Genomic DNA, 22,950 nt, shown 5'->3' with positions numbered 1-22,950 from the left:
GTCTTCGCTTTTTATCGGCTGATTCGATGATAAAGTGAAGCAGTCGAAGCGTTTACTTGAACGAACATCCCTGTTTCGGCATCTTGCTTATTTCCATTGTTGGCCATTCTATAAGCAGGTAAGGGGAGGAAGGACATATGACCCAATATTTTATCGATTTCGTGATTGTCGGCGTCCTCATCATTGGAATGACGGCGCTAATGGGGGTTTTTGCCAACGGGGTTGGCGAATATGTATTTGGCGGCTCCAGACGATTGGAGCACATTCAAAAAACAGCCAAAACACAAGAAGGCTGGAATCGGGTTGGCGGCAAAAAAATCTCGGGATAATGCTCAAGAAGATGGTAGACAAAGTCAACATGGACTTTGTCTACCATCATTTTAAGCATCCCTCCATTCATGGTGACGTTTCTTACATCAGAATGGCTTGAAAACGTTCGGAAGACAAGAAACGCCGCCGAATCAAGACATTCATGAGCAGAGCCAATGATGCAGCATGAAGGGTCGCCAACAGTCTATGTTTTTTTATTTTCAGAATAGTCAAATGAATCAAAATGTTTTATAATCATTCATATCCATTCCATTTATTAAAAAAAGATCTCTCGAAACGAGAGATCAACTATGCATGGCTTTATATTTTTTGTATTCTTCCTCCGAGCATAATACAAAATGGCCCGGCGTAATTTCACGAAATTCGAGACTTTCTCCATCTTTATATTGGTGCTGTGATGGATCATAAATCGCTCTCCTGCGCACTCGTTCTGTTTCCGGATCCGGCAGCGGAATCGCGGATAATAATGCTTTTGTATAAGGATGAATCGGGTTGCGATACAGCTCTTCCGCCTCTGCCAATTCAACCATTTTTCCAAAATACATGACACCGATGCGATCGCTAATATATTTCACCATCGACAAATCATGGGCAATAAATAAGTAAGTCAGTCCTTTTTCGCGCTGTAGTCTCTTCATTAAGTTCACAACCTGCGCTTGGATCGAAACATCTAAGGCAGAAATCGGTTCATCGGCAATAATAAATTCCGGCTCAACCGCTAAAGCGCGGGCAATTCCGATCCGTTGCCGCTGACCGCCGGAAAATTCATGCGGATATCGATTCGCATGCTCTCGATTTAAGCCAACCGTCTCGAGGAGCTCGTATACCCGTTTCATTCGTTCCTCTTTTGTTTTTGCAAGACCGTGAATATCGATGCCCTCAGCAATGATGTCCGCAACGGTCATGCGCGGATTCAGCGACGCGTATGGATCTTGGAAAATCATTTGCATTTTTCGCTTTAACATTTTTAATTCTTTAGGCGATTTTTTGCCGTGAACGCTCACGCCATTCAGCAGCACCTCGCCGCTCGTTGCTTGATATAAGCCAATAATCGTCCTTCCTGTCGTCGATTTCCCGCATCCAGATTCCCCCACAAGACCAAGCGTTTCTCCTTTATAAATATCGAACGTTATACCGTCTACTGCTTTGATCACTTGTCCATGCCCGACGTTAAAATGCTGCTTAAGATTTTTGATTTCGATCAGTTTTTGCTTTTCTGCCATTTTACTCACTCTCCTTTACAATAACAGGTTGAGGGTAATTGGAGGAGAGCTTGCGCAAACGTTTTTTCACCGCTTCAGGCGGCTCTACTTTTGGCGCGTCCGGATGAAGCAGCCATGTCGCTGCATAGTGCGTATCCGAAATCTGAAACAGCGGCGGCTCCAACTCAAAGTCGATTTTCATCGCATATGGATTGCGCGGCGCAAATGCATCGCCTTTTGGCGGGTTTGTCAAATCTGGCGGCGTTCCTGGGATGGCCGCTAATTCCGATTTATCATCGCTATCTAAGCTCGGCATCGACGCCAATAATCCCCATGTATAAGGATGCTTCGGGTCATAGAAGACTTCATCCACCGTTCCCATTTCTACGATTTTTCCTGCGTACATGACGGCCACACGATCCGCTACATTAGCAACGACCCCTAAATCATGAGTAATAAAGATAATCGACGTATTGGTTTTCTTCTGCAGCTCTTTCATCAGCTCTAAAATTTGCGCCTGAATCGTTACATCCAACGCTGTCGTTGGTTCATCGGCAATCAATAGCTTCGGATTGGAGGCCAAGGCTACAGCAATCATCGCCCGCTGTCTCATTCCCCCGGAAAATTCGTGCGGATATTGGGTCACGCGTTTTTCCGGCATCGGAATCCCAACAAGACGCAACAATTCAATCGCCCGCTCCTTTGCAGCCGATTTGTCCATTTTCAAATGTTTCGTTAACACTTCCATGATCTGATGTCCGACCTTCATGGTTGGATTCAACGATGTCATTGGATCTTGAAAGATCATCCCGATATCTTTTCCGCGAATCGCTTCCATTTCCTTGTCTGTTTTCTTAACAAGATCCTCTCCATCAAAAAGAATTTGTCCATTTTTGATTCTGCCCGGCGGTGTTGGAATAAGGCGCATAATGGTTTGGGAAGTCACGCTTTTTCCGGATCCTGATTCCCCTACAATCGCCAGCGTTTCCCCTCTGTTTAAGTGAAAGCTAACACCGCGCACAGCCTGAACTTCTCCGCCATATGTTTGAAACGAAACCTCTAAGTTTTTTACTTCTAACAGCTTCTTCATGTCTTCACCCCTTACTTACGCAATCTCGGATCTAGCGCATCGCGCAAACCGTCCCCTACTACGTTAAATGCAAAAATCGTTAAGCAAATAAAAGTAGCTGGGAAAAATAACCGCCATGGATAGTATTGCATGGCTTGTACTCCATCAGAAGCCATCGTCCCCCAACTCGCTAAAGGCTGCGGCACGCCAAGACCTAAATAACTTAAAAATGCTTCTGTAAAAATCGCAGATGGAATCGATAAGGTTAATGTGACAAGAATCGGGCCCATCGCGTTTGGAATTAAATGCTTAAACATAATCCGCGATGTGCTTGCACCTAGCGTTTGCGATGCAAGTACATATTCTTGGCTTTTCAGCTGAAGCACTTGCCCGCGAACGATGCGCGCCATATTGATCCATCCGGTAATCGTCATCGCTAAAATCATGGTACCTAGTCCTTGGCCTAAAACAACCATTAAGATAATCACGAGCAACAAATAAGGAACGGCCCATAAAATATCGGCAATCCGCATCATCACTTCGTCCGTTCTGCCACCGCGAAGCCCGGAAATACCGCCCCACAGCACCCCAATCAATAAGTCAATAAGCGCTGCGGCTAAACCAATGAACAAAGAAATTCTAGCACCATACCATGTACGCGCGAATACATCCCGACCTAAATCATCTGTGCCAAACCAGTGCTTAGAAGATGGAGGCTGGTTTGTATTCATTAAGTCGTTTGTCGCATAGTCGTATTTCGTCATGTGTGGTCCAAAAATCGCCATAAAGACTAAGAGTACAAGCAAAACTAGGCCAAACATCGCTAATTTATTTTTGCGAAAGCGAATCGCAACATCCTTCCAATAAGAAAGGCTCGGTCTCGATATTTTTTCCGCTTCGCCCAGCTCTGCTGCTGCTGGCTGAAACATCTCTTTTGGAATTTGTTGCATGATTACTCTCCTTTCTTTCCACCGGCTAGCTTAATTCGAGGATCAATGAAGCCGTACGCAATATCCACAAGCAGGACAGATGCCAGCAGTAAAATGCTGTAAAACACCGTCACTCCCATAATCACGGTATAATCACGATTCGAAATGCTCAATACAAAATGGCTTCCCAATCCAGGAATACCAAAGATTTTTTCAATGACAAAGCTTCCCGTTAAAATCCCTGCGGACAATGGTCCCAAATAGGTGACAACAGGCAATAAAGCGTTGCGAATGGCGTGTTTTACCGTAATTTGTCCTCTTGAAAGCCCTTTTGCCTTCGCTGTGCGAATATAATCATTGCTTAATACCTCCAGCATGCTGGAACGAGTCAGGCGAGCAATGAACGCCATCGGTGTCGCCGCAAGCGCAAGCGCCGGCAAAACCGTGTGCTGCAATGACTCCCATCGGGCCACCGGGAACAAATGCAGCTTAATCGCTAAAAAGTATTGCAAAACAGAGGCCATAATAAAGCTCGGAACCGATATTCCGAGAACGGCAAAAACCATCGCTCCGTAATCCTGCCATTTATTATGATTCAGCGCAGCAATAATCCCTAACAAAATCCCGATACTTACTGCTATCAGCAAAGCTTCCATTCCAAGAAAAAAAGAAACCGGAAAGCCGTCGCTAATGAGATCGTTCACTGTTTGTCCTTTATATTTAAAGGACGGACCGAAATCCCATTTCGCAACAGAAACTAAATAGTCAAAATATTGACTGTACCAAGGGCGATCCAGCCCATAGTATTCATTTAAGTTTTTTTCAATTTCAGGAGGCAGCTTTTTCTCCCCAGAGAAAGGTCCACCTGGCGCAGCTCTCATTAAAAAGAACGTCGCTGTAATAATTAAAAAGAGTGATAGCAACATATAGAGCAAACGTCTGCCTATATACCGCAACATATTCAAACACCTCCATTTTTTTGTAATTTGGCTTCATCGTGAAATGAAGGTATACGGGACAGTTCCCATATACCTTCACTCATTCACACCTTATTCAAAATATGCCCATTTGAATTGAACATCGCCAAGGCCTGATACTTCCACGCCTTTTAGGTTGTCTTTTTGCACCCAAGTATTTGTGTAGAAGTAGATTGGCGCGATTGGAAGCTCATCCATTAAAATTTGTTCTGCATCTTTGAGCATTTGCTTACGTTTTTCTGGATCAGCCTCTTTTTGTGAATCGATTAGCAATTGTTTGAACTTCGGATTTTCCCAATTTGTATCGTTGTTGCCGCCCTCTTTATCACGATATAGCTCCAAGAAGTTGATTGGATCGTTAAAGTCTCCTAACCAACCCATGCGGCCAATTTGATAATCACCAGAATGCAATTTGTCAATGTATACGTTCCATTCTGCATTTTCCAGCTTCACATTAATGCCTAGATTTTTCTTCCACATGTCTTGAATGGCCTGAGCAATTTTAGCGTGAGCGTCGTCCGTATTATAGGACAGAGTGATTGGCGGCAAATCTTTTACATCCTTTAAGCCAAGCTCTTGAAGACCTTTTTGTAAATACTCTTTTGCTTTTTCGACATCGTTATCTTTGAAATATCCCTTTTCATTTTCAGGGAACATCGTTGGCGGCACAGCAGCCATCGCTGGAATTTGCTCGCCTTTTGTCACGTTTTCTACAATCGCTTTGCGGTCGATCGCATATGTGAATGCCTTGCGGATATTCACATTGTTGAATGGTGGTTTTTCCGTATTAAATTTGTACCAATACGTACCTGCGATTGGCTGAACGTGCAATTTACCTTCTTTCTTTAACTGCGGCAAAGAGTCTGTCGGCAATTGGCCAGTAGGCATTCCTGCCCAATCTAGCTCTCCGTTGTTAAACATGGAAAGCTCCGTATTGGTGTCATTGACCATCGCCATGTCGATTTTCTCAAGCTTGACGTTTTTCGCATCCCAATAGGATTCATTCTTTTCAAGAACGATTTTGCTGTTATGCTCCCAAGTGACCATTTTGAACGGACCGTTTGAAGTGTAATCAGGTCCTGCGTTTTTATACCAGTCTGGTTTTTGTTGAGCCACTTTGCTGTTCACTGGATAATACGTATAGAACGCTGTTAATTCTAAAAAGTAAGGGGTTGGAGCTTCAAGAGTCACTTGCAATGTTTTCTCGTCAAGTGCTTTTACGCCAACGTCCTCAGCTTTCGCCTTTCCTTCATTATAGGCTTGGCCATTTTTAATATAGTAAAGCTGATAAGCGTATTGTGATTCATTCTTTGGATCAAGCGCCCATTTCCAAGCATATTCGAAGTCTTGCGCTGTCACTGGGTCGCCGTTTGTCCATTTTGCGTCGCGCAGCTTGAATGTGTAAGTCGTTAAATCATCGGAAACCTCGTAGCTTTCTGCAGCAGCTAATTCAGGTTTGCCGTCTTTAATGGTTGTCAACCCTTCGAATGTTTGGCGCAACACGTTACCAGAAACAGAGTCATTCGCCAAACCAGGATGTAGAGAAAACGGCTCAGTCTTAATGTTCACACGCAGCTCTTGCGGAACATCTGATTTTTTGCCTCCTGCTTTATCATCGCTGGCGTCATCTTTTTTGCTGAATCCGCCACAAGCAGCAAGGAAGAGACTAAGCACTAGCATTAAGCTGAACAAAAGAGATAGTCTTTTCTTCAATGAATTTCCCCCCTAGTAAAAAATTTTTATAGTCAAAAGTCCTACGTAAAAGCGCAGAACTTTTGGTACCCCAGTTGCATCTTGAGCCGGTATGTACAAGAGCCTAGATCCATCACTCTGGATGGAAAAATTTTATCTGCTCTACTACAGATCGAAAATATTAATATACTTAAAAAAGAAATCATTCTATATTTTTGTTTTTTCTGAATTTTCCATTTGTTAAAATTGTTTTTTTAACTTTATTTTTCAGCTAATTAGCATTTTATAGTTTTTTTCGATAAATGTAAATAAAAAAAATTACAAAATCACAAAAAAAAACTGAAAAAACAACAAATTAAAGCGTTTACATTTTCATTTTTTTTAAATTTATCCTTTCATTACACTAGCAATTTATCACTTTAATTTAGGAAAGAGAATTTTTTGAAAATAATTTTTTCAATAAGCTTGATATAATAATACAGAAATAGGAAAATCGACGGTTATTTCTTGCACAAATGTTCTTCATGCATTAGAATAAAGAAAAAAACAGCATGCGATGAGAAAGAAGAGTACATGTTGTGATGCCTTCAGAGAGCTTGTGGTTGGTGGGAACAAGCGGCTAGCAATATGGAATGGGCTTTCGAGCATCTGGGCTGAACTGGAGAGTAGGCTCAGACGTTTGCCTTGCGTTATAGAGGCGCCATGCATGATACAGCATGGATCAGAGTGATTGCACGTTTCTGTGCAATAACTAGGGTGGCAACGCGGTCCTATCGTCCCTAATTTTCGCTAAGGGGAGATAGGGCCTTTATTTATGAGCAAATAATGGAAAAGGAGTGGTCTATCTCATGAAAACCATTTTTTCTGGCATCCAGCCAAGCGGAGTTCTCACCCTTGGAAACTATATTGGTGCCATGCGGCAGTTTGTTGAGCTGCAACACGAATATCAATGCTATTTTTGTATCGTCGATCAGCACGCGATTACCGTGCCGCAAGATCCAAAACAGCTTCGTCAAAATATCCGCAGCTTGGCGGCCTTCTATTTAGCGGTCGGCATTGATCCGAACACAGCCACTTTATTTGTGCAATCGGAAGTTCCTGCTCACGCGCAGGCCGGATGGATTTTACAGTGTCTTTCCTATATCGGAGAGCTTGAACGGATGACGCAATTTAAAGATAAATCGGCGGGAAAAGAGGCAGTGAGCGCGGGTCTATTAACATACCCGCCGTTAATGGCGGCTGATATTCTTCTTTATAAAACAGACATCGTTCCTGTTGGCGAAGATCAAAAGCAGCACATTGAATTAACTCGCGACTTAGCGGAGCGCTTCAATAAACGATACGGGGAAATTTTCACCATCCCTGAAGCGCGCATCCCAAAAGTCGGAGCGCGAATTATGTCATTGGCCGATCCATTGAAAAAAATGAGTAAATCGGATCCAAATCAAAAATCATATATTACGCTGTTAGATGATGCCAAAGCCATTGAAAAGAAAATTAAGAGCGCTGTAACCGATTCTGAAGGAACGATCCGCTACGACAAGGAAACGAAGCCTGGTGTTACTAACTTATTGAATATTTATTCCATTTTAGCAAATAAAACGATCGAACAATTAGAACAGCAATATGCCGGAAAAGGCTATGGAGAATTTAAAAGCGATTTAGCTCAAGTGATTATGGATGCCCTCGCTCCGGTTCAAGAGAAATATTATCATTTAATGGAAAGCAGCTCTCTTGATGACATCCTTGATAAAGGGGCAGAGAAAGCGAACCAAGTAGCAAACGAAATGCTCAAAAAAATGGAACATGCGATGGGATTAGGACGAAGTCGAGGATAACAACAAAGCAAAAAAAGCAAGCCGCAACATCGGCTTGCTTTTTATTCAACCTCTTTAGTTAACCCGCGGCTCTTGCTCCATTTCCCACAGCTTTTCAAAAAATGGCTGTCCTTTAATCATTTTTTCGCATAGTTGAACGTGCTTTTCCGACCAATCGTATTTTGTTTCCTCATATAGCTGCTGCCATGCTTCTTCAAATGACATTTGCTGAATTAAAGGATATTTATGCGGCGCCCATTCCGTGTACCAATAGCGAATTTCTGCTACATTTTTCGTTGAATAAAGCTGATCCATCGCCATAAACAAAAGCTGTTTGAGTTGGCGCTCCTTCCGTGTCAGTCCGTTCATCAGCTCCGGAGCAGGCGATAAAATATGATATTCTTTTTCATATGAAGGAAGCGGATAGGCTTCTTCTTGCTGGTCCGCGACCATTTCATAGACAAGCTGCTCTTGTCTTGGAATCAGCCGACTTTTGCGAATTGGAATGCTCGAACCGATCGTGTCAATCGCTAATATTCCTTTTCCATCCGTTACAACGAAACAATAATCAAGCTGAAGACGTTCATGGTTTTTCCGCACATATGCTTTTTGATAAACATCTTCTAAAAGTGGCTTAGGTATCTCCGACAAACTATTTTCTACATAATTAAACAAACGGGAAGATACCTTTAAAAGCGGAACTTGATCGAGCAATTCGACTTGGTCATCCTTTCTCCATTCATGAAAGTGACAGACGTTATACCCATTTTCCTCGCCTTCAAACCAATTCACCCAAATATCATGAAGATATAACATAAGATACCCCTCACTTCAAAAGCTATTTGTCCATCATTATAGGCAGAGGGGGATTATTTTATTCCACAGCAGCCTTTTTTATCCATTATTCTTGATCCGGAAAGTATAGACTGAACCACATGACAATCATGCCGATTGGAAGTAAATAGCACTCCATTCTCGTGCTAATAAATTGAAAGTAATTGATCCACCCTCGCTCCGGTGTGATGAGATTTAAATAAGCAATGGATGTAACCCCCCCTATAACTGAAAAACCAAAGCCGAGCAAATAAATGAATACGCGCATCGCTTTCCTCCGTCGCCTTGTCCATCTTATTTCTACATATATGTGCAAGCGGCATTGTTCATGACTATGACCTTAAGGCGATTGCTAAAATTGCGCGAGCTGCAGAATGCGCTCTGCAGGCATTTCCATCAGCTTAAAAAAGTCGTGCTCTTTTTGCAAGGCGGCACATACGATTCCGTAGCCTACCGCATATCCAAGCATCTCAGGATACAGACCGCGTCCATATAAAAGGCGGTCGTATAATCGATGTGACGGAAAAATCATTTGATAGCGGTCAAGATATTGCTTCCAAAAATGGCGCAATTCATCGTCTGAATAGTATGATGTCCATTTGGCTTGATATTCTTTTCCCACGTCTTGCCCGACTGCTTGTTCTGCCAAGCCCTCTAAAATCACGGCGTCAAGCAGCGGATATTCCTTTTTCGGTTGCTTTGCTAGGCGGCAAACGTGATTGTATTCATGAGTCAATACGGCCTCTATTTCTTTCCATGAATGCTGCGGCAACAAAAATAAAAACAATTTATCAGCGTAGGCAAGACCGCCTTTACTATTAAAATCTCGAGCCATCTTTCTGTTATGTTCATTTGCCGGAAAAATAAAAACAGGTACATCCGGGCCGTTCCAGCGCTTTTGTAATCGATGATAGATCCTTTCCGTTCGCTCCCATAGCTGCTTTCGCTTCATGGTTTCTGTTATCTTTTTCGCTTCCTCCGATAACGAATGCATTCCGTGATGAATAAGATGAACATAAATATGCCGAGCGTTGCCCCCTCGAAAATAATCGGTTAGCCGTTCGCATAGCTGCAGCGGCTGTTCCGTAGCGAGCCATTCGTCGGTATGAATAACCGGCATTTCTCGCTTCCCCCTTTCTCTTCCTTATTTCCTATCGTATGATGGAGCAGAAAAAGGGGTGAAAAAAAGGCGATCCCGCTTTTTATGAGATCGCCTTGTTGATTATTCCGTATATTTTCTGAAAATAAGAGTGGCATTATGTCCGCCAAAGCCAAGCGAGTTGCTTAAAACAGCGTTTACTTCCTGTTTTCTCGCTACATTTGGCACATAATCAAGATCGCACTCTGGATCCGGTGTTTCATAATGAATCGTTGGCGGAATCACTCCATCGATCATTGTCAAGATGGAGAACATCGCTTCAACCGCGCCTGCGGCACCCAATAAATGGCCGGTCATCGACTTGGTTGAGCTGATTGCCAATTTATAAGCATGATCGCCAAAGACCTCTTTTATCGCCATTGTTTCATATTTATCGTTATATTCGGTGCTTGTTCCATGAGCGTTAATATAACCGATTTCTTCTGGCTTCATTCCGGCATCAGCGAGCGCTTGGCGCATCGCCCGCACACCGCCTTCCCCGCCTGGTGCAGGAGCTGTAATGTGATAAGCATCTCCCGTTGATCCATAGCCAACGATTTCCGCATAAATACGAGCGCCCCGCTTGCGTGCATGTTCTAATTCTTCGAGCACGAGAATAGCAGCACCCTCTCCGATCACAAACCCATCACGGTTTTTATCGAATGGCCGGCTTGCTTTGTCCGGATCAGGATTTGTTGATAAAGCCGTATTCGCGCAAAATCCGGCTAATGCCATTTTCGTAATCGGCGCTTCGGTTCCTCCTGTCACCATCACATCCGCATCACCGCGTTGAATGACTTTAAACGCATCGCCAATCGAATTCGCGCCTGTTGCGCATGCTGTAACTGTACAAGAGTTGATTCCTTTTGCTCCTAATATAATCGATACTTGCCCTGCCGCCATATCAGGAATCATCATCGGTACAAAAAATGGGCTTACACGGCGATAACCGCGCTGTTGAAAAATTTCAAACTGCTGCTCGAATGTTTCCATTCCGCCGATTCCTGAGCCAATCCATACGCCCACTCGCTCGGCATTTTCTTCATTGATTGTTAAATTGGCATCTTTTACAGCCATAAGTGCAGATGCTACCGCATATTGAGTAAAGCGGTCCATTTTACGCGCTTCACGTTTATCCATATAAAGTTCCGGATTAAAATCCTTTACCTCTGCCGCAACTTTTGCCGGATAATCATCTGGATTGACACGAGTCAGCGGACCCACGCCATTTTCGCCTGCTATTATACGTTCCCATGTTGTTTCCACATCATTACCAAGCGGAGTCACTGCTCCCAAACCTGTGACAACGACTCTTCTCTTTTCCATCCTTTTTGCCTCTCTTTCCGTTTGTAGTCAAAGAGCTTTCATCGTTATTTTAGCGTCCCCATCTTAAGGCGATCGCTCCCCATGTTAAACCGCCCCCAAAACCAACCATAATGATTAGATCATCGTCTTTGATTTTTCCAGCCTCTAGTTCTTCGACAATCGAAATTGGAATAGAAGCAGCGGACGTATTGCCATATTTTCTGACGGTTGCTGACATTTTATCCTCCGGCAGCTCCAAGCGCTGTCTAGCTGCTTCAACAATACGAATATTGGCTTGATGCGGAACTAAAAAATCCACATCCTGTTTAGACAATCCTGCTTTTTCGAGTACGTGAATGCATGATTCCCCCATTTGACGAACCGCAAATTTGAACACCTCTCGACCATTCATAACAACATATTCGTCTTGATATAGGTGTTTTCCTCCTGTTCCGTCAGCTCCTAATTCAAAGGATACAATGCCGCGGCCTTCGGAAACGGGTCCCATCACGACAGCACCTGCCCCATCACCAAATAAAACAGCCGTATTGCGGTCCTCCCAATTTACGATTTTCGATAATTTTTCCGCTCCTATCACTAATATATATCGATATGTTCCGCTTTCAATAAATTGCTTTGCTGTAACCATTCCATACATGAAGCCAGCGCAGGCTGCACTAATATCTAGGGCTGCTGCTTTTGTCGCCCCCAATCTTTCTTGCAGCATGCAAGCAACTGACGGAAATGGACGATCCGGCGTTACTGTAGCCACTAAAATTAAATCAAGTTCCGCAGCTGAGATCCGGGCGTTCTCAAGAGCCTTCACAGCAGCAAAATAAGCCATATCTGACGTGTCAATATCATCAGCGGCAATTCTTCTCTCTTCAATTCCCGTTCTAGTCCGAATCCATTCATCAGACGTATCCATCATTTTTTCCAAATCGAGGTTGGTGACTACCTTTTCCGGCAAATACCGGCCGATTCCGATAATACCTGCATTCATGCAGAACATCTCCTTTATTGTTATATAACCAATTACTATTACTTGGTACTAATTTTATCGAAGTTTTCATAATCACGCAATATAAATGTTTGGTCCATGTCATCTGTCTAATCATTTCTACTTTTCTGAACATAAATTGCTTATAAGGAGAAAGGGGGATCTCATGTGGAAGAAGAAAAACAACCGACCCATCAGCTAAATGACCGTTTTTCTCGTCTAATGTTTGGAGACTTTCCATTTCGTCAAGAAAAACAAACAAACGTAGCAGAAACATCCTCTTCCCAGCAGGGGGTTGATTTTCTACAGCTTATGCAGGACATTGATACACTTGTCTCCTCGTTCCATCAACTCAAACCATTCATGAAAACGTTTACTTCTTTTACGGATTTATTAAAAAAATAAATAACGTAGATCGAAACGAACCGATTGTGCGGTTCCTATTTTTTCCACACGAATACATGGCAAAGGTAAGTCACCAGATCTCTCCGGCCGTTGCTATTCCAGAAACCACAGGTGTGTTGATGATCCAATAAAACCAATTGACATTGTTTGATTCCTCGCTTTTCTGCCGTAGTCGGCAAGCCATATTTTTAGTAAAAGAATGGATTATTACCGTTTGTGCAGAAACCATGTTTTCATCTTCAAATAGCATGAATCGTGGGAAAGTAGAGCGCATTTTTAGAAAAGCTTCTGTAAAGCATGCTTCACCAGCCTCCTTATCTAACTCGTTGCGTGGATCCTTCTGCTGCAAAAACTCCTCTATCGTTCCTAAGAGCGATAGAGGAGCTCATCATAATCGATTATACTTTTCATAGAATTGGTGAATGGCTCTGGCAAACCGATATCGTTTTTCCGGTAAATGATACAAAACTTCCACAGGCAGCTTTTTTTCTTTTGCTATTTCTGCATACTTACGGCAGTGAAGGGAAGAAGGATAAGGCGTTACTCCGGATAGCTGCCATATTTTCGTCGGCACATGGGAAAAAGTCAGAGAAGAACAAGGAATCATATCATATACTTTAGTCTTGTCTACTCTATAGGCATCGGCGATATCGTTTACTAGACGTTTGTAGAAAAATTTGTTTTCCTTTTCGTATTCCAGTTGTGCTCGCAAATTTAGACATGGACTAAACATCGCCACCGCCCGAATTTGTGGAGATATTTCCTCCATCAGTCGCAAGGCGGCAAGCGCCCCCATTCCTTCGGCTAAAAGATAAATACGATGATTAAGAATTTCACTTTTTAATACATAGTAGATCAGTTGTTTCGCCAACCGAAGCGCCTGATCACTTCCCCAATGCCGCCCGTACAAATGGGAAGAAAAAATGGTGTATCCATATTGAAGCAGATCATCTAGCAGTTGCCGTCTTCCTTCGTGCTCGGTCCAGAAGCTTGCATTTTCTGTTACATAATGATTGACATCTCCAAGAAGAAGAACGCCAAACCCATTTGGGCGCTCCGGTACATGGATGATGCACCATTGATCATCTAATTGGAAAAAACGCTGCTGAATCGTCATATTATTTCACCTTTACTTTCCCAGGTGTGTTGTCGATGAATCAATATCATTTAGAAATTGATTACCTTTATTGCTTTTCTGCCGCCCTTCGAACAATAATCGTTATGCGCAGAAAAGCGAATCATCATCCTCTCCTGATCACTTATACCTCAATGAAACCACTGTTTGTTGCCTTCTACAAAGCATAGCTATACATTAGAAATATATGTGAACACTTCAAAGATGGAAAGGGTATCAGCCTAAAAAGAAGAACATTTTCCATGCAAGCGATTTGTGATAAGATAGATAAAGAAAGCAAGAAATGTTGAGGTGAAAATCATGAGATTTTTTTGGACGCTCTTTTGGACATTCTTGCTAGCACAAATGGCTACATATGTCATTAGTTCCATGCAAGGAAGTTCTTATCAATTTTCAACAGGCGCTTTTTTAGGAGTGGCTATGACGATTTTTGTCATCATCATTGGCAGCTTGCTTCCTAATGATCCTGTTGGCCATCATGACCATCATTAAAAAGCAGAACCTAGCTCTTAGTGCGCTGCACAAAAGGAGGCTGTCTAAAAAGACAGCCTCCTTTTGTCAATACTCTCTGCCATTACAATTTGATGCGCGAGCATTTGCCCACCATTGAGCAGGTGATATCCGATTTCGCCGGCACGCTTTGACGTGACCGAACGCTTACTTTCAACGGACGACACCGATTCCAAATTATGGTATACAACTTTCATTCATATTACTCTGCGGTCAAAAATAGTTACATTTCGCTTTCAGCATTCGTCTTGATCACGATTTGCTCGTTCTCATAGTCCACGACAATCCGGCTGTAATCCTTCACCCGTCCCGCCACGATTTCTTTGGCCAGAGGCGTTTCAATCCGCTTCTGCATAAATCTCTTTAATGGACGCGCTCCATAGACAGGATCAAAACCTGCTTGCGCGATATACTCTTTCGCACGCTCTGACAGCGTTACAGAAATATGGCGATCCGCAAGGCGTGTGCCCAGTTCTCCCGCAAACTTGTCCACAATTCCCTTTAACTCTTTTATCGTCAGCGGCTTAAATAGAACGATATCATCAATGCGATTTAAAAATTCCGGCCGGAAGTGCATTCGCAATTGCTGCATCACTTGACTGCGAGCTTCTTCGCCAATTTCGCCATTTTCTTGCCCTGCTTCCAGTAGTGTGTGTGAACCGATATTCGATGTTAAAATAATGACGGTATTTTTAAAGTCCACCGTTCTTCCTTGTGAGTCCGTAATGCGGCCGTCGTCAAGCGCTTGTAATAAAATATTAAACACTTCCGGATGTGCTTTTTCCACTTCATCAAGCAAAATAACCGAATACGGCTTGCGACGCACCGCTTCTGTCAGCTGTCCGCCTTCTTCATAACCGACATATCCGGGAGGCGCGCCAATCAGCCGCGATACCGCGTGCTTTTCCATGTACTCCGACATATCAATCCGAACCATCTGTTCTTCGCTATCAAAAAGCGCTTGCGCCAACGCCTTGGCCAGCTCCGTTTTCCCTACCCCTGTCGGCCCTAGAAATAGAAAGGATCCAATCGGTCGGCGCGGATCTTTAATACCGGCGCGCGCCCGCAACACGGCATCTGCCACCAACTCTACCGCTTCGTCTTGACCGATGACGCGTTGATGCAATAGCTCCTGCAAGCGCAACAGCTTTTCCCGTTCCCCTTCTACTAGCTTCGTTAATGGGATGCCGGTCCATCTTGAGACGATTTCGGCAATTTCTTCTTCCGTCACCTCTTCCCGCAAAAGCCGCCCTTCTTTTTCTGTTCGGCTCGCATCTTGTTCAAGTTGCTTTAATTGCTTTTCCAGTTCCGGAATGCGTCCATGGCGCAGCTCAGCTGCTTTATTTAAATCATAAGCATTTTCAGCCTCTTCTAGCTCTCGTTTTGCTCTTTCCAGTTCCTCACGAACACCGCGTATTTGCTGAATCGCTTCTTTTTCCTGTTGCCATTTCGCTTTCATGCTCTTGGCTTTTTCTTTTAAATTGGCCAGCTCCTGTTTGAGAGCTTCCAGACGTTCCCGGCTCGCTTCATCCTCTTCCTTGCGCAACGCTGCTTCTTCAATCTCAAGCTGCATCACACGACGCATCACCTCATCTAATTCTGATGGCATTGAATCAATTTCTGTGCGAATCATGGCGCACGCTTCATCAACAAGATCAATGGCTTTATCAGGAAGAAAACGTTCAGAAATATAGCGATCTGATAATACCGCAGCGGTAACGAGCGCGCGGTCATGAATATTCACGCCGTGATGAATCTCAAACCGTTCCTTTAAACCACGCAAGATAGAAATCGTATCTTCCACGCTCGGCTCTTCCACAAGCACCTGCTGAAACCGTCGCTCTAAAGCCGGGTCCTTTTCGATATATTGTCGATATTCATCCAAAGTGGTAGCGCCAATGCAGCGCAATTCCCCGCGAGCGAGCATCGGCTTTAACATGTTTCCTGCATCAATAGCCCCCTCGGCTTTTCCAGCACCGACAATCGTATGCAACTCGTCAATAAATAAAATGATCTTTCCTTCGCTTTTTTTTATTTCATTTAATACAGCTTTTAAGCGCTCTTCAAATTCCCCGCGAAATTTCGCTCCTGCGATTAAAGAGCTCATATCTAAAGCAAAAATGATTTTATCTTTTAAGCCTTCCGGTACGTCCTTCCGAACAATCCGTTGAGCAAGCCCTTCGACAATCGCTGTTTTTCCCACTCCCGGTTCGCCAATAAGCACTGGATTATTTTTGGTTTTACGCGATAAAATGCGGATCACACGGCGAATTTCACTGTCGCGGCCGATGACAGGGTCAATTTTTCCGGCGCGCGCCTCTTCCACTAAATCGCGGCCATATTTTTTTAATACCTCATATGTAGCTTCTGGATTTGCACTTGTCACGCGCTGATTCCCCCTTATTTCTTTTAATACGTGTAAAAGTCTCGAACGATTTAATTCGTACTTTTGCAGCAGCTGCCCGATCTCATTTTTTTCATTGGTTAACGCCAAAAGCAAATGTTCTACAGAGGTATACTCATCCTTCATCTGTTTTGCTTCCTGTTCAGCGTTGGTGAGCAACCGTTCCAAACGAGGCGCCATGTAGACAATTTCTTCCGCCCCCATCACTTCAGGTTTTCTTTTTAAAAATGAACGGAGATCTACAACCATTTTGTTAATATTGATATGTAGAAGAGAGAGCATGCGTTTGGCCAGCCCTTCTTCCTGCTCCAACAACGCCAACAAAAGATGATCGATATCCATCATTTGATGATGATACGTTTTGGCGATGGATTGAGCAGAGATCAGCGCCTCCTGCATCTTTTCTGTTAGCTTGTTCATATCCATGACATTCACCTGTCTTTTGACTTTTTTTGACTTTTATATATATTATACCCTTGTCCCACAGGAAAAGCCATTCCCACGGTGAGAATGGCTCAGTCTATTATCCTGCGTCACAGCGTCTCGTTCGTCTGCACGGTAACGTCTTCGTTCGGTTCTCTTCTTTCTCTGCCCAGCGTTTTTAAGACATTTTGAAGTGGAAACAACTGAAATGAGTAACGCCTCAAAATAATGGTAGACAAAGAGAAAATCTGCTTTGTCTACCATATCAACGGCTGCATCGATCGTTATGGTTTGCGCATATAAGTCCAATGGCGATTATGATTGGACGTTTCTGGGAATGTATCTCCCGCTTTGAGCTTCACTTTTTTAGGATTTTTCACGTTATCTCCTGTTTCTCCGATTTCAATATATATACCATTGTTGGGCGCTTTGTCCCCTGGTCCAAAATGACGTCTTTGGCCCATGCTCATCCCCTCCTTCAAGCAGCGTACACGCTTATCATCTCCCCGCTTTTTATCATTCACTCATGCAAATCGTGGAATGATTTGCAAAAAACACCGGAGTAACCTCCGGTGTTTTTCAGCATAATAATAACGATAGCAAAATGGCTTTTTGGACATGGAGACGATTTCCCGCTTGCTCAAATACATAAGAATGGTCGCTGTCAATGACGCCAGCTGTCACTTCTTCGTCGCGATGAGCAGGCAAACAATGCAAAAACATATAATCTGGCTTAGCCTGCTTCACTAGCTGTTCGTTGACTTGAAACGGCTGAAACACTGCCAGCCGCTGCTGGCTTTCCTGTTCTTGTCCCATGCTCGTCCATACATCCGTATAAATGACATCAGCATGTTTCACCGCTTCTTGTGGAGAATGGGTCACGACAATTTGTGATCCTGTTTGTTTGGCTGCTTCGATTGCAGCCTCGACATATTGTTCTTTCGGTTCATAGCCTACCGGGCATGCAATCGTACAATCCATCCCTACTTTGGCAGCGGCGATCATTAATCCATGGGCAACATTATTGCCATCTCCGACATATACTAGCTTCAGTCCCTTTAGCTGCTTTTTCGTTTCATAAATGGTTAGTAAATCAGCCAGTGCTTGACATGGATGATCGTCATCTGTCAATCCGTTAATAACGGGCACCGTTGCGTACTGTGCAAGCTCTTCGATTTTGCTATGGGCGAATGTGCGAATCATAATCGCATCTACATATTGCGATAATACTCTTGCCGTATCAGCAATGGTTTCCCCGCGGCCAATTTGCAAATCATTGCTGTTTAAATAAAGCGCATGTCCGCCTAACTGTGTCATCCCCACTTCAAAGGATACTCTCGTCCGCGTAGATGGCTTTTCGAAAATCATCGCCAATGTTTTCCCTGTTAATGGTGTATAGGCTTGACCTGCCAGCTGCTTTTGTTTCAACTCACTTGCTAACGTTAGTAAATCATGGATCTCCTCAGAAGAAAAATCGATTAATGTTAATAAATCCTTTCCTTTTAATGAATGGATTGTCGCATTCATCCTATCACCGCTTCCTCTGTTTGTTTTTTTAATTTAAGCCATTCCTGAATCGAAAGAACGGAAAAATCGTCAGAATCAAGCGCCTGCAAAAACAGCTTGCACGTTTCCACTTCCGTAAAGGCCAGCAGCTGCCGTGACAAAGCAAGCATCCGTTGTTCCGCAGCTTGTTGATCGTTTTTGAAATTAAAAAAGGCTAATGCTTCTTTTCGCTTTACCCATTCAGAAAATGGAATGTGGCTCACAAGCTTGATTCGCTTGCTCTTCATTGCTTCTACGAGCGCTTGTATTTGCTCTATTTCTGCATCCACATAAACCTCGAAAGCATCTGCTTTTTTTGTCAAATAAGAATGGAACGCTTTGCCGGCTGCCTCCGCTGCTGTATGAGCAATGCTAATTCCTTCGCCTGTCGATTTCATTTCCGGCCCGACAAGCGGATCGACTCCAGGCAGCTTATGCATTGAAAAAACGGGATATTTCAAAACAATGTAGGGCATATCGCTGAAGCTGTTTGTCACAAAATCATTTGCCTCATCTAAGCATTTCCCAAGCAATAATTTTGTCGCAATTTGCGCAAGTGGAATTCCCGTCGTCTTGCTGACAATCGGCACCGTTCGGCTCGCGCGAGGGTTGACTTCCAGCACATACACCTCCCCATTTGCGATGACAAATTGAATATTCATTAAACCTTTGAATTGAAGCTTTTGCACAATTTTTTCAGCAAATGTTTTTATCTTGGCTTTTTCATCTTCTGACAGCGTTTGTGCTGGCAGCCACGCATAGCTATCACCTGAATGAACGCCCGCTTTTTCAACATGCTCAATAATGGTTGGAATCAGTACGCTCTTTCCATCGGCTACCACATCGACTTCGGCTTCTTTTCCTTCCAAATACGCATCAATCAGTACGGGATACGTCAAAGTGGCCGCTTGCTGCAACAATTGCTGTTCATTTTGTACAATAAACATGCCTTTGCCGCCGATCACATATGACGGACGAAGCAACACCGGATAACCGATCTTTTCCGCTTTTTCCACCAACTCATTTTCATTTTCGGCTATTACACCAAGCACATGTGGAATCGCTAATTCCTCTAAAAGCTGATAAAAACGATCACGATCCTCCAGCTGGTCAATGACATCGTATGAGGCGCCTAAAATGGTCACACCTGCCTCTTCCAGTTCTTTTACTAGATTAATCGCTGTCTGTCCCCCGAATTGGACAACCACTTTTTGAATTTGTTCTGCTTCAATCACATTAAGCACATCTTCTAACACGAGCGGTTCGAAATAAAGACGATCCGCCACTGCAAAATCGGTGCTAACGGTTTCCGGATTATTGTTAATCAAGACGGTTTCGTATCCTTCTTTCTGAAGAGCATAGACGCTATGAACGGAGCTGTAGTCAAACTCAATTCCTTGGCCGATTCGAATCGGCCCCGCTCCGATAATAAGAACTTTTTCTTTATCGCTTGCTTTTCGTTCATCTACACCGAAATAAGTGGAATAATAGTAATCCGTTTCCGAGTGAAATTCCGCTGCACACGTATCTACCATTTTATAAGCTGGAATAATGCCAAGCTGCTTCCGCTTGCGGCGAATTTCCGCTTCCTTTACATTCCAAATATTCGCTAAAAAAGCATCAGAAAAGCCTTTTTCTTTCAATAAGCGAAGCATTGCGGCATCAATATGAGCAAAATGGGCAGCTTTCGCTTGTTGCTCAAGCATAATAATCTGATAAAAACTATTTAAAAAAAAGCGGTCGATTTTGGTTAGCTGATAGATCGTTTCGATCCCTTCGCCGCGTCTGAACAATTCTAAAATCGCAAAAAAGCGGCGATCATCTTGATGAATTAATAGCTCTTTTAATTCATCATTCGTTTTGGCGGACATCTCCGACAAAAACAATCCGTTATTAGCCCCCTCCAATGAACGGACAGCCTTTTGCAGGGCGCGCTCCAAATTGCGGTCAATCGCCATCACTTCCCCCGTCGCTTTCATTTGCGTTCCTAGGCGGCGGTCGCCGCTTGGAAATTTGTCAAATGGCAAACGCGGAAATTTGACAACAACATAATCAAGCGCTGGTTCAAAGCTGGCAAATGTATTTTTCGTAACAGGGTTTAGTAATTCCGCTAATGTATAGCCAACAGCCAATTTGGCAGCAATGCGCGCAATCGGATATCCGGTCGCTTTGGATGCCAAAGCGGAGGAACGGCTGACGCGCGGATTCACCTCGATTAAATAATAATTTTTGCTAAATGGATCGAGCGCGAATTGAATGTTGCATCCGCCAATAATTCCGAGCGCTGAAATAATTTTTACTGCCGATGAGCGCAGCATATGATATTCTTCATCCGTTAAGGTTTGTGATGGGGCCACAACAATGGAGTCACCCGTATGAACTCCGACAGGATCGATGTTTTCCATGTTGCAAACTGTAATGCAAGTATCGGTATCGTCGCGCATCACTTCATATTCGATTTCTTTGTATCCTGCCACACTGCGCTCCACCAAACATTGGGTAATGGGACTTTCCGCCAATCCCTTTTCAACGAGGGATACAAATTGCTCCATGGTTTCCGCAATTCCTCCGCCGCTTCCCCCTAATGTATAGGCTGGACGGATAATGATCGGGAAGCCGATCTTTTCAGCAAAAGCAACTGCGTCCGCTACATTCGTAATAATTTCACTTTCTGGCACCGGCTCGTTTAACTCATACATTAACTGGCGGAACGCTTCCCGATCCTCTCCTTTTTGGATCGCTTCAATCGGTGTTCCAAGCAATCTCACGCCATATTTCGTTAAAACTCCTGCTTCATGGAGCTGAAACGCTAAGTTTAATCCCGTCTGTCCTCCAAAGGTCGCCAACAAGCCATCAGGCCGTTCTTTCGCGATAATGCTCTCCAAGCAATCGACTGTCAATGGCTCAAAATAAACAGCATCTGCATGAACATCGTCAGTCATAATCGTAGCCGGATTGTTATTGACCAGAATGACGCGATAGCCTTCTTCCTTTAAAGCGATGCATGCTTGCGTACCAGAATAGTCAAACTCCGCCGCTTGACCAATCACAATCGGTCCAGATCCGATGATTAAAATCGATTGAAGTGATGGATCTTTAGGCATATACTTTCTCTCCTTTGTTCACTGCTTGCAAAAATTCAGCAAAAATATGTTCTGTATCATTTGGTCCGGGATGTGCCTCCGGGTGATACTGAACCGATAAAATCGGTTTGTATCGGTGAACCATTCCTTCTACCGAATCGTCGTTCACATTGATAAAGCGAATGTCAAACGGCGTAGCGGCCAAACTTTCTTTATTGACCACATAACTATGGTTTTGCGAAGTCATGAACACCTTTTTCTTCTGCAAATCATAAACGGGCTGGTTGGCTCCGCGATGTCCAAAGCGGAGCTTCTCTGTGTTGGCTCCGTATGATAATGCGACGAGCTGGTGTCCTAAACAAATCGCAAGCGTCGGATAATGGTCAATCATCATTCGGATATTCGGCAAATATTCCGCCAGTTGCTTCGGATCTCCCGGGCCATTGGATAAAACGATCCCGTCGGGCTGCAATGCTTCAATAGCGGAAAATGGCGTATGATAAGGAACGACGGTTACTTGGCATCCTCTTGTTACCAGAGATTGCACTATCGATTTCTTATAGCCAAAATCGACGAGTACAATATGCGTATCGCCGTTTCCATATACGGACATTTGCTCAGTGGATACACTTGCAACAGGAAAGCGATTTTCCTTGAGCGCGCCAATCTCCGATTCTCCTGGAGCAATCCACCCCATCATCGTTCCTTGATTGCGAATCTCTTTTACCAGCGCCCGCGTATCCACATGGGTTAATAGCGGAATCTTCCATTGCTGCAAGTATTCTTTTAAACTATATTTCGCTTCATAATGGTATCCTTGCTGACTTGCCTCATATACAATCACCGCCTGCACATGCGGTTTTTTACTTTCGAAATCGGCTTCATTAATTCCATAATTTCCAATCAGTGGATACGTGAACACCATGATTTGGTTTTTATATGAAGGATCTGTCAGCACTTCCTGATAGCCGGTCATTCCTGTATAAAAGACGACTTCCCCTTGAATTTCCCCGTTTTCTCCCGGCACTTCAAGAACCCCGGCAAATGTCTTTCCATTTGCTAAATGCAAACAAGCGTTCATCGCAGACACCTCATTGTCGAATTTTTATTACAAAATGAGAATTTTTATGCATTCACTATGAAAAAAATTCC

21 protein-coding genes and 1 other annotated feature are annotated in these 22,950 nt (G+C 43.6%); of the genes, 4 read left to right on the top strand and 17 right to left on the bottom strand.

Annotation, left to right across the window (positions count from 1 at the left end; translation table 11 throughout):
• Positions 1–137: 137 nt before the first annotated feature.
• Entirely contained in the window at positions 138–329 is a 192-nt protein-coding gene (locus tag B6A27_RS05505; protein ID WP_044745737.1) for a hypothetical protein, read from the top strand.
• Between the two features lie 285 nt (positions 330–614).
• Here B6A27_RS05505 and B6A27_RS05500 read toward each other — a convergent pair whose 3' ends face one another.
• The 5 genes from B6A27_RS05500 to B6A27_RS05480 form a co-directional block, all read right to left on the bottom strand.
• Complete coding sequence (locus tag B6A27_RS05500) at positions 615–1,553, bottom strand: ABC transporter ATP-binding protein (protein WP_044745736.1); 939 nt, start codon at positions 1,551–1,553, stop codon at positions 615–617.
• 1 nt (position 1,554) lies between these two features.
• Positions 1,555–2,622 carry an ABC transporter ATP-binding protein gene (locus B6A27_RS05495; RefSeq protein ID WP_080860620.1) on the bottom strand — a complete coding sequence of 356 codons (1,068 nt, stop codon included), beginning with the start codon at positions 2,620–2,622 and terminating at the stop codon, positions 1,555–1,557.
• An 11-nt stretch (positions 2,623–2,633) separates the two neighbouring features.
• Positions 2,634–3,551, bottom strand: coding sequence for an ABC transporter permease (locus B6A27_RS05490; RefSeq protein ID WP_044745734.1), 918 nt, complete (start codon positions 3,549–3,551; stop codon positions 2,634–2,636).
• Between the two features lie 2 nt (positions 3,552–3,553).
• Positions 3,554–4,489, bottom strand: coding sequence for an ABC transporter permease (locus tag B6A27_RS05485; RefSeq protein WP_044745733.1), 936 nt, complete (start codon positions 4,487–4,489; stop codon positions 3,554–3,556).
• A gap of 90 nt (positions 4,490–4,579) precedes the next feature.
• Positions 4,580–6,220 carry a peptide ABC transporter substrate-binding protein gene (locus tag B6A27_RS05480; protein ID WP_044745732.1) on the bottom strand — a complete coding sequence of 547 codons (1,641 nt, stop codon included), beginning with the start codon at positions 6,218–6,220 and terminating at the stop codon, positions 4,580–4,582.
• Positions 6,221–6,746: 526 nt separating this feature from the next.
• Positions 6,747–6,983: a binding site (T-box leader), on the top strand.
• A gap of 64 nt (positions 6,984–7,047) precedes the next feature.
• Between B6A27_RS05480 and trpS the strand changes: the two genes are divergently transcribed.
• The gene (gene trpS, locus B6A27_RS05475) at positions 7,048–8,037 is read left to right on the top strand and encodes a tryptophan--tRNA ligase (protein WP_080860618.1); all 990 of its coding nucleotides are present in this window, start codon (positions 7,048–7,050) and stop codon (positions 8,035–8,037) included.
• A 54-nt stretch (positions 8,038–8,091) separates the two neighbouring features.
• Here the strand turns inward: trpS and B6A27_RS05470 are convergent, their stop codons facing one another.
• From B6A27_RS05470 to B6A27_RS05450, 5 genes are all read right to left on the bottom strand, one after another.
• Positions 8,092–8,832 (bottom strand): YjbA family protein, encoded by a 741-nt coding sequence (locus B6A27_RS05470; RefSeq protein WP_066148285.1) that lies wholly within the window; start codon positions 8,830–8,832, stop codon positions 8,092–8,094.
• Positions 8,833–8,917: 85 nt separating this feature from the next.
• Positions 8,918–9,118 (bottom strand): YuzI family membrane protein, encoded by a 201-nt coding sequence (locus B6A27_RS05465; protein ID WP_066148283.1) that lies wholly within the window; start codon positions 9,116–9,118, stop codon positions 8,918–8,920.
• Positions 9,119–9,202: 84 nt separating this feature from the next.
• The gene (locus tag B6A27_RS05460; RefSeq protein ID WP_066148281.1) at positions 9,203–9,970 is read right to left on the bottom strand and encodes a DUF2268 domain-containing putative Zn-dependent protease; all 768 of its coding nucleotides are present in this window, start codon (positions 9,968–9,970) and stop codon (positions 9,203–9,205) included.
• Positions 9,971–10,072: 102 nt separating this feature from the next.
• On the bottom strand, positions 10,073–11,314 hold the full coding sequence (gene fabF, locus B6A27_RS05455; RefSeq protein ID WP_044745727.1) for a beta-ketoacyl-ACP synthase II: 1,242 nt from the start codon (positions 11,312–11,314) through the stop codon (positions 10,073–10,075).
• Between the two features lie 49 nt (positions 11,315–11,363).
• The gene (locus B6A27_RS05450; RefSeq protein ID WP_044745726.1) at positions 11,364–12,296 is read right to left on the bottom strand and encodes a beta-ketoacyl-ACP synthase III; all 933 of its coding nucleotides are present in this window, start codon (positions 12,294–12,296) and stop codon (positions 11,364–11,366) included.
• A 165-nt stretch (positions 12,297–12,461) separates the two neighbouring features.
• Between B6A27_RS05450 and B6A27_RS05445 the strand changes: the two genes are divergently transcribed.
• On the top strand, positions 12,462–12,698 hold the full coding sequence (locus B6A27_RS05445; protein ID WP_080860616.1) for a hypothetical protein: 237 nt from the start codon (positions 12,462–12,464) through the stop codon (positions 12,696–12,698).
• Between the two features lie 70 nt (positions 12,699–12,768).
• On the opposite strand, the gene B6A27_RS05440 is transcribed toward B6A27_RS05445, so the two are convergent.
• Complete coding sequence (locus B6A27_RS05440; RefSeq protein ID WP_080860614.1) at positions 12,769–13,047, bottom strand: hypothetical protein; 279 nt, start codon at positions 13,045–13,047, stop codon at positions 12,769–12,771.
• A gap of 39 nt (positions 13,048–13,086) precedes the next feature.
• Positions 13,087–13,815, bottom strand: coding sequence for an alpha/beta fold hydrolase (locus tag B6A27_RS05435; protein ID WP_080860613.1), 729 nt, complete (start codon positions 13,813–13,815; stop codon positions 13,087–13,089).
• Positions 13,816–14,133: 318 nt separating this feature from the next.
• Here B6A27_RS05435 and B6A27_RS05430 point away from each other — a divergent pair, with 318 nt between their 5' ends.
• Complete coding sequence (locus B6A27_RS05430; RefSeq protein ID WP_044745722.1) at positions 14,134–14,325, top strand: YjzD family protein; 192 nt, start codon at positions 14,134–14,136, stop codon at positions 14,323–14,325.
• Between the two features lie 241 nt (positions 14,326–14,566).
• On the opposite strand, the gene clpB is transcribed toward B6A27_RS05430, so the two are convergent.
• The 5 genes from clpB to B6A27_RS05405 all read right to left on the bottom strand — a co-directional run bounded on the left by clpB (position 14,567) and on the right by B6A27_RS05405 (position 22,879).
• The gene (gene clpB, locus B6A27_RS05425; protein WP_080860611.1) at positions 14,567–17,173 is read right to left on the bottom strand and encodes an ATP-dependent chaperone ClpB; all 2,607 of its coding nucleotides are present in this window, start codon (positions 17,171–17,173) and stop codon (positions 14,567–14,569) included.
• A 281-nt stretch (positions 17,174–17,454) separates the two neighbouring features.
• Positions 17,455–17,634: a YjzC family protein gene (locus B6A27_RS05420; RefSeq protein ID WP_080860610.1), complete on the bottom strand. Its 180-nt coding sequence runs from the start codon at positions 17,632–17,634 to the stop codon at positions 17,455–17,457.
• A gap of 115 nt (positions 17,635–17,749) precedes the next feature.
• The gene (gene argF / locus B6A27_RS05415; RefSeq protein WP_080860604.1) at positions 17,750–18,697 is read right to left on the bottom strand and encodes an ornithine carbamoyltransferase; all 948 of its coding nucleotides are present in this window, start codon (positions 18,695–18,697) and stop codon (positions 17,750–17,752) included.
• The gene (locus B6A27_RS05410; RefSeq protein WP_080860601.1) at positions 18,694–21,819 is read right to left on the bottom strand and encodes a carbamoyl-phosphate synthase (glutamine-hydrolyzing) large subunit; all 3,126 of its coding nucleotides are present in this window, start codon (positions 21,817–21,819) and stop codon (positions 18,694–18,696) included. The genes argF and B6A27_RS05410 overlap by 4 nt, the downstream gene beginning before the upstream one ends.
• A complete protein-coding gene (locus B6A27_RS05405; protein WP_080860600.1) occupies positions 21,812–22,879 on the bottom strand; it encodes a carbamoyl phosphate synthase small subunit in 1,068 nt (355 codons plus the stop codon). Before B6A27_RS05405 ends, B6A27_RS05410 begins: the two co-directional genes overlap by 8 nt.
• Positions 22,880–22,950 lie beyond the last annotated feature (71 nt).

This window comes from Anoxybacillus sp. UARK-01, from assembly GCF_002075365.1.
GTDB classification, from domain to species: Bacteria; Bacillota; Bacilli; order Bacillales; family Anoxybacillaceae; genus Anoxybacteroides; species Anoxybacteroides rupiense.
The sequence above is the reverse complement of the archived record's forward strand: the minus strand, read 5'-3'. Positions and strand labels throughout refer to the sequence as shown.

Bases quoted from the DNA above. Each gene is read 5' to 3' on its own strand.
- B6A27_RS05470 (WP_066148285.1), bottom strand. From the start codon at position 8,832: ATGTTATATCTTCATGATATTTGGGTGAATTGGTTTGAAGGCGAGGAA.
- B6A27_RS05460 (WP_066148281.1), bottom strand. From the start codon at position 9,970: ATGCCGGTTATTCATACCGACGAATGGCTCGCTACGGAACAGCCGCTG.
- argF (WP_080860604.1), bottom strand. From the start codon at position 18,697: ATGAATGCGACAATCCATTCATTAAAAGGAAAGGATTTATTAACATTA.
- B6A27_RS05450 (WP_044745726.1), bottom strand. From the start codon at position 12,296: ATGAATGCAGGTATTATCGGAATCGGCCGGTATTTGCCGGAAAAGGTA.
- B6A27_RS05505 (WP_044745737.1), top strand. From the start codon at position 138: ATGACCCAATATTTTATCGATTTCGTGATTGTCGGCGTCCTCATCATT.
- B6A27_RS05430 (WP_044745722.1), top strand. From the start codon at position 14,134: ATGAGATTTTTTTGGACGCTCTTTTGGACATTCTTGCTAGCACAAATG.
- B6A27_RS05495 (WP_080860620.1), bottom strand. From the start codon at position 2,622: ATGAAGAAGCTGTTAGAAGTAAAAAACTTAGAGGTTTCGTTTCAAACA.
- B6A27_RS05405 (WP_080860600.1), bottom strand. From the start codon at position 22,879: ATGAACGCTTGTTTGCATTTAGCAAATGGAAAGACATTTGCCGGGGTT.
- B6A27_RS05420 (WP_080860610.1), bottom strand. From the start codon at position 17,634: ATGGGCCAAAGACGTCATTTTGGACCAGGGGACAAAGCGCCCAACAAT.
- B6A27_RS05485 (WP_044745733.1), bottom strand. From the start codon at position 4,489: ATGTTGCGGTATATAGGCAGACGTTTGCTCTATATGTTGCTATCACTC.
- B6A27_RS05410 (WP_080860601.1), bottom strand. From the start codon at position 21,819: ATGCCTAAAGATCCATCACTTCAATCGATTTTAATCATCGGATCTGGA.
- clpB (WP_080860611.1), bottom strand. From the start codon at position 17,173: ATGGATATGAACAAGCTAACAGAAAAGATGCAGGAGGCGCTGATCTCT.
- B6A27_RS05490 (WP_044745734.1), bottom strand. From the start codon at position 3,551: ATGCAACAAATTCCAAAAGAGATGTTTCAGCCAGCAGCAGCAGAGCTG.
- B6A27_RS05465 (WP_066148283.1), bottom strand. From the start codon at position 9,118: ATGCGCGTATTCATTTATTTGCTCGGCTTTGGTTTTTCAGTTATAGGG.
- B6A27_RS05435 (WP_080860613.1), bottom strand. From the start codon at position 13,815: ATGACGATTCAGCAGCGTTTTTTCCAATTAGATGATCAATGGTGCATC.
- trpS (WP_080860618.1), top strand. From the start codon at position 7,048: ATGAAAACCATTTTTTCTGGCATCCAGCCAAGCGGAGTTCTCACCCTT.
- B6A27_RS05500 (WP_044745736.1), bottom strand. From the start codon at position 1,553: ATGGCAGAAAAGCAAAAACTGATCGAAATCAAAAATCTTAAGCAGCAT.
- fabF (WP_044745727.1), bottom strand. From the start codon at position 11,314: ATGGAAAAGAGAAGAGTCGTTGTCACAGGTTTGGGAGCAGTGACTCCG.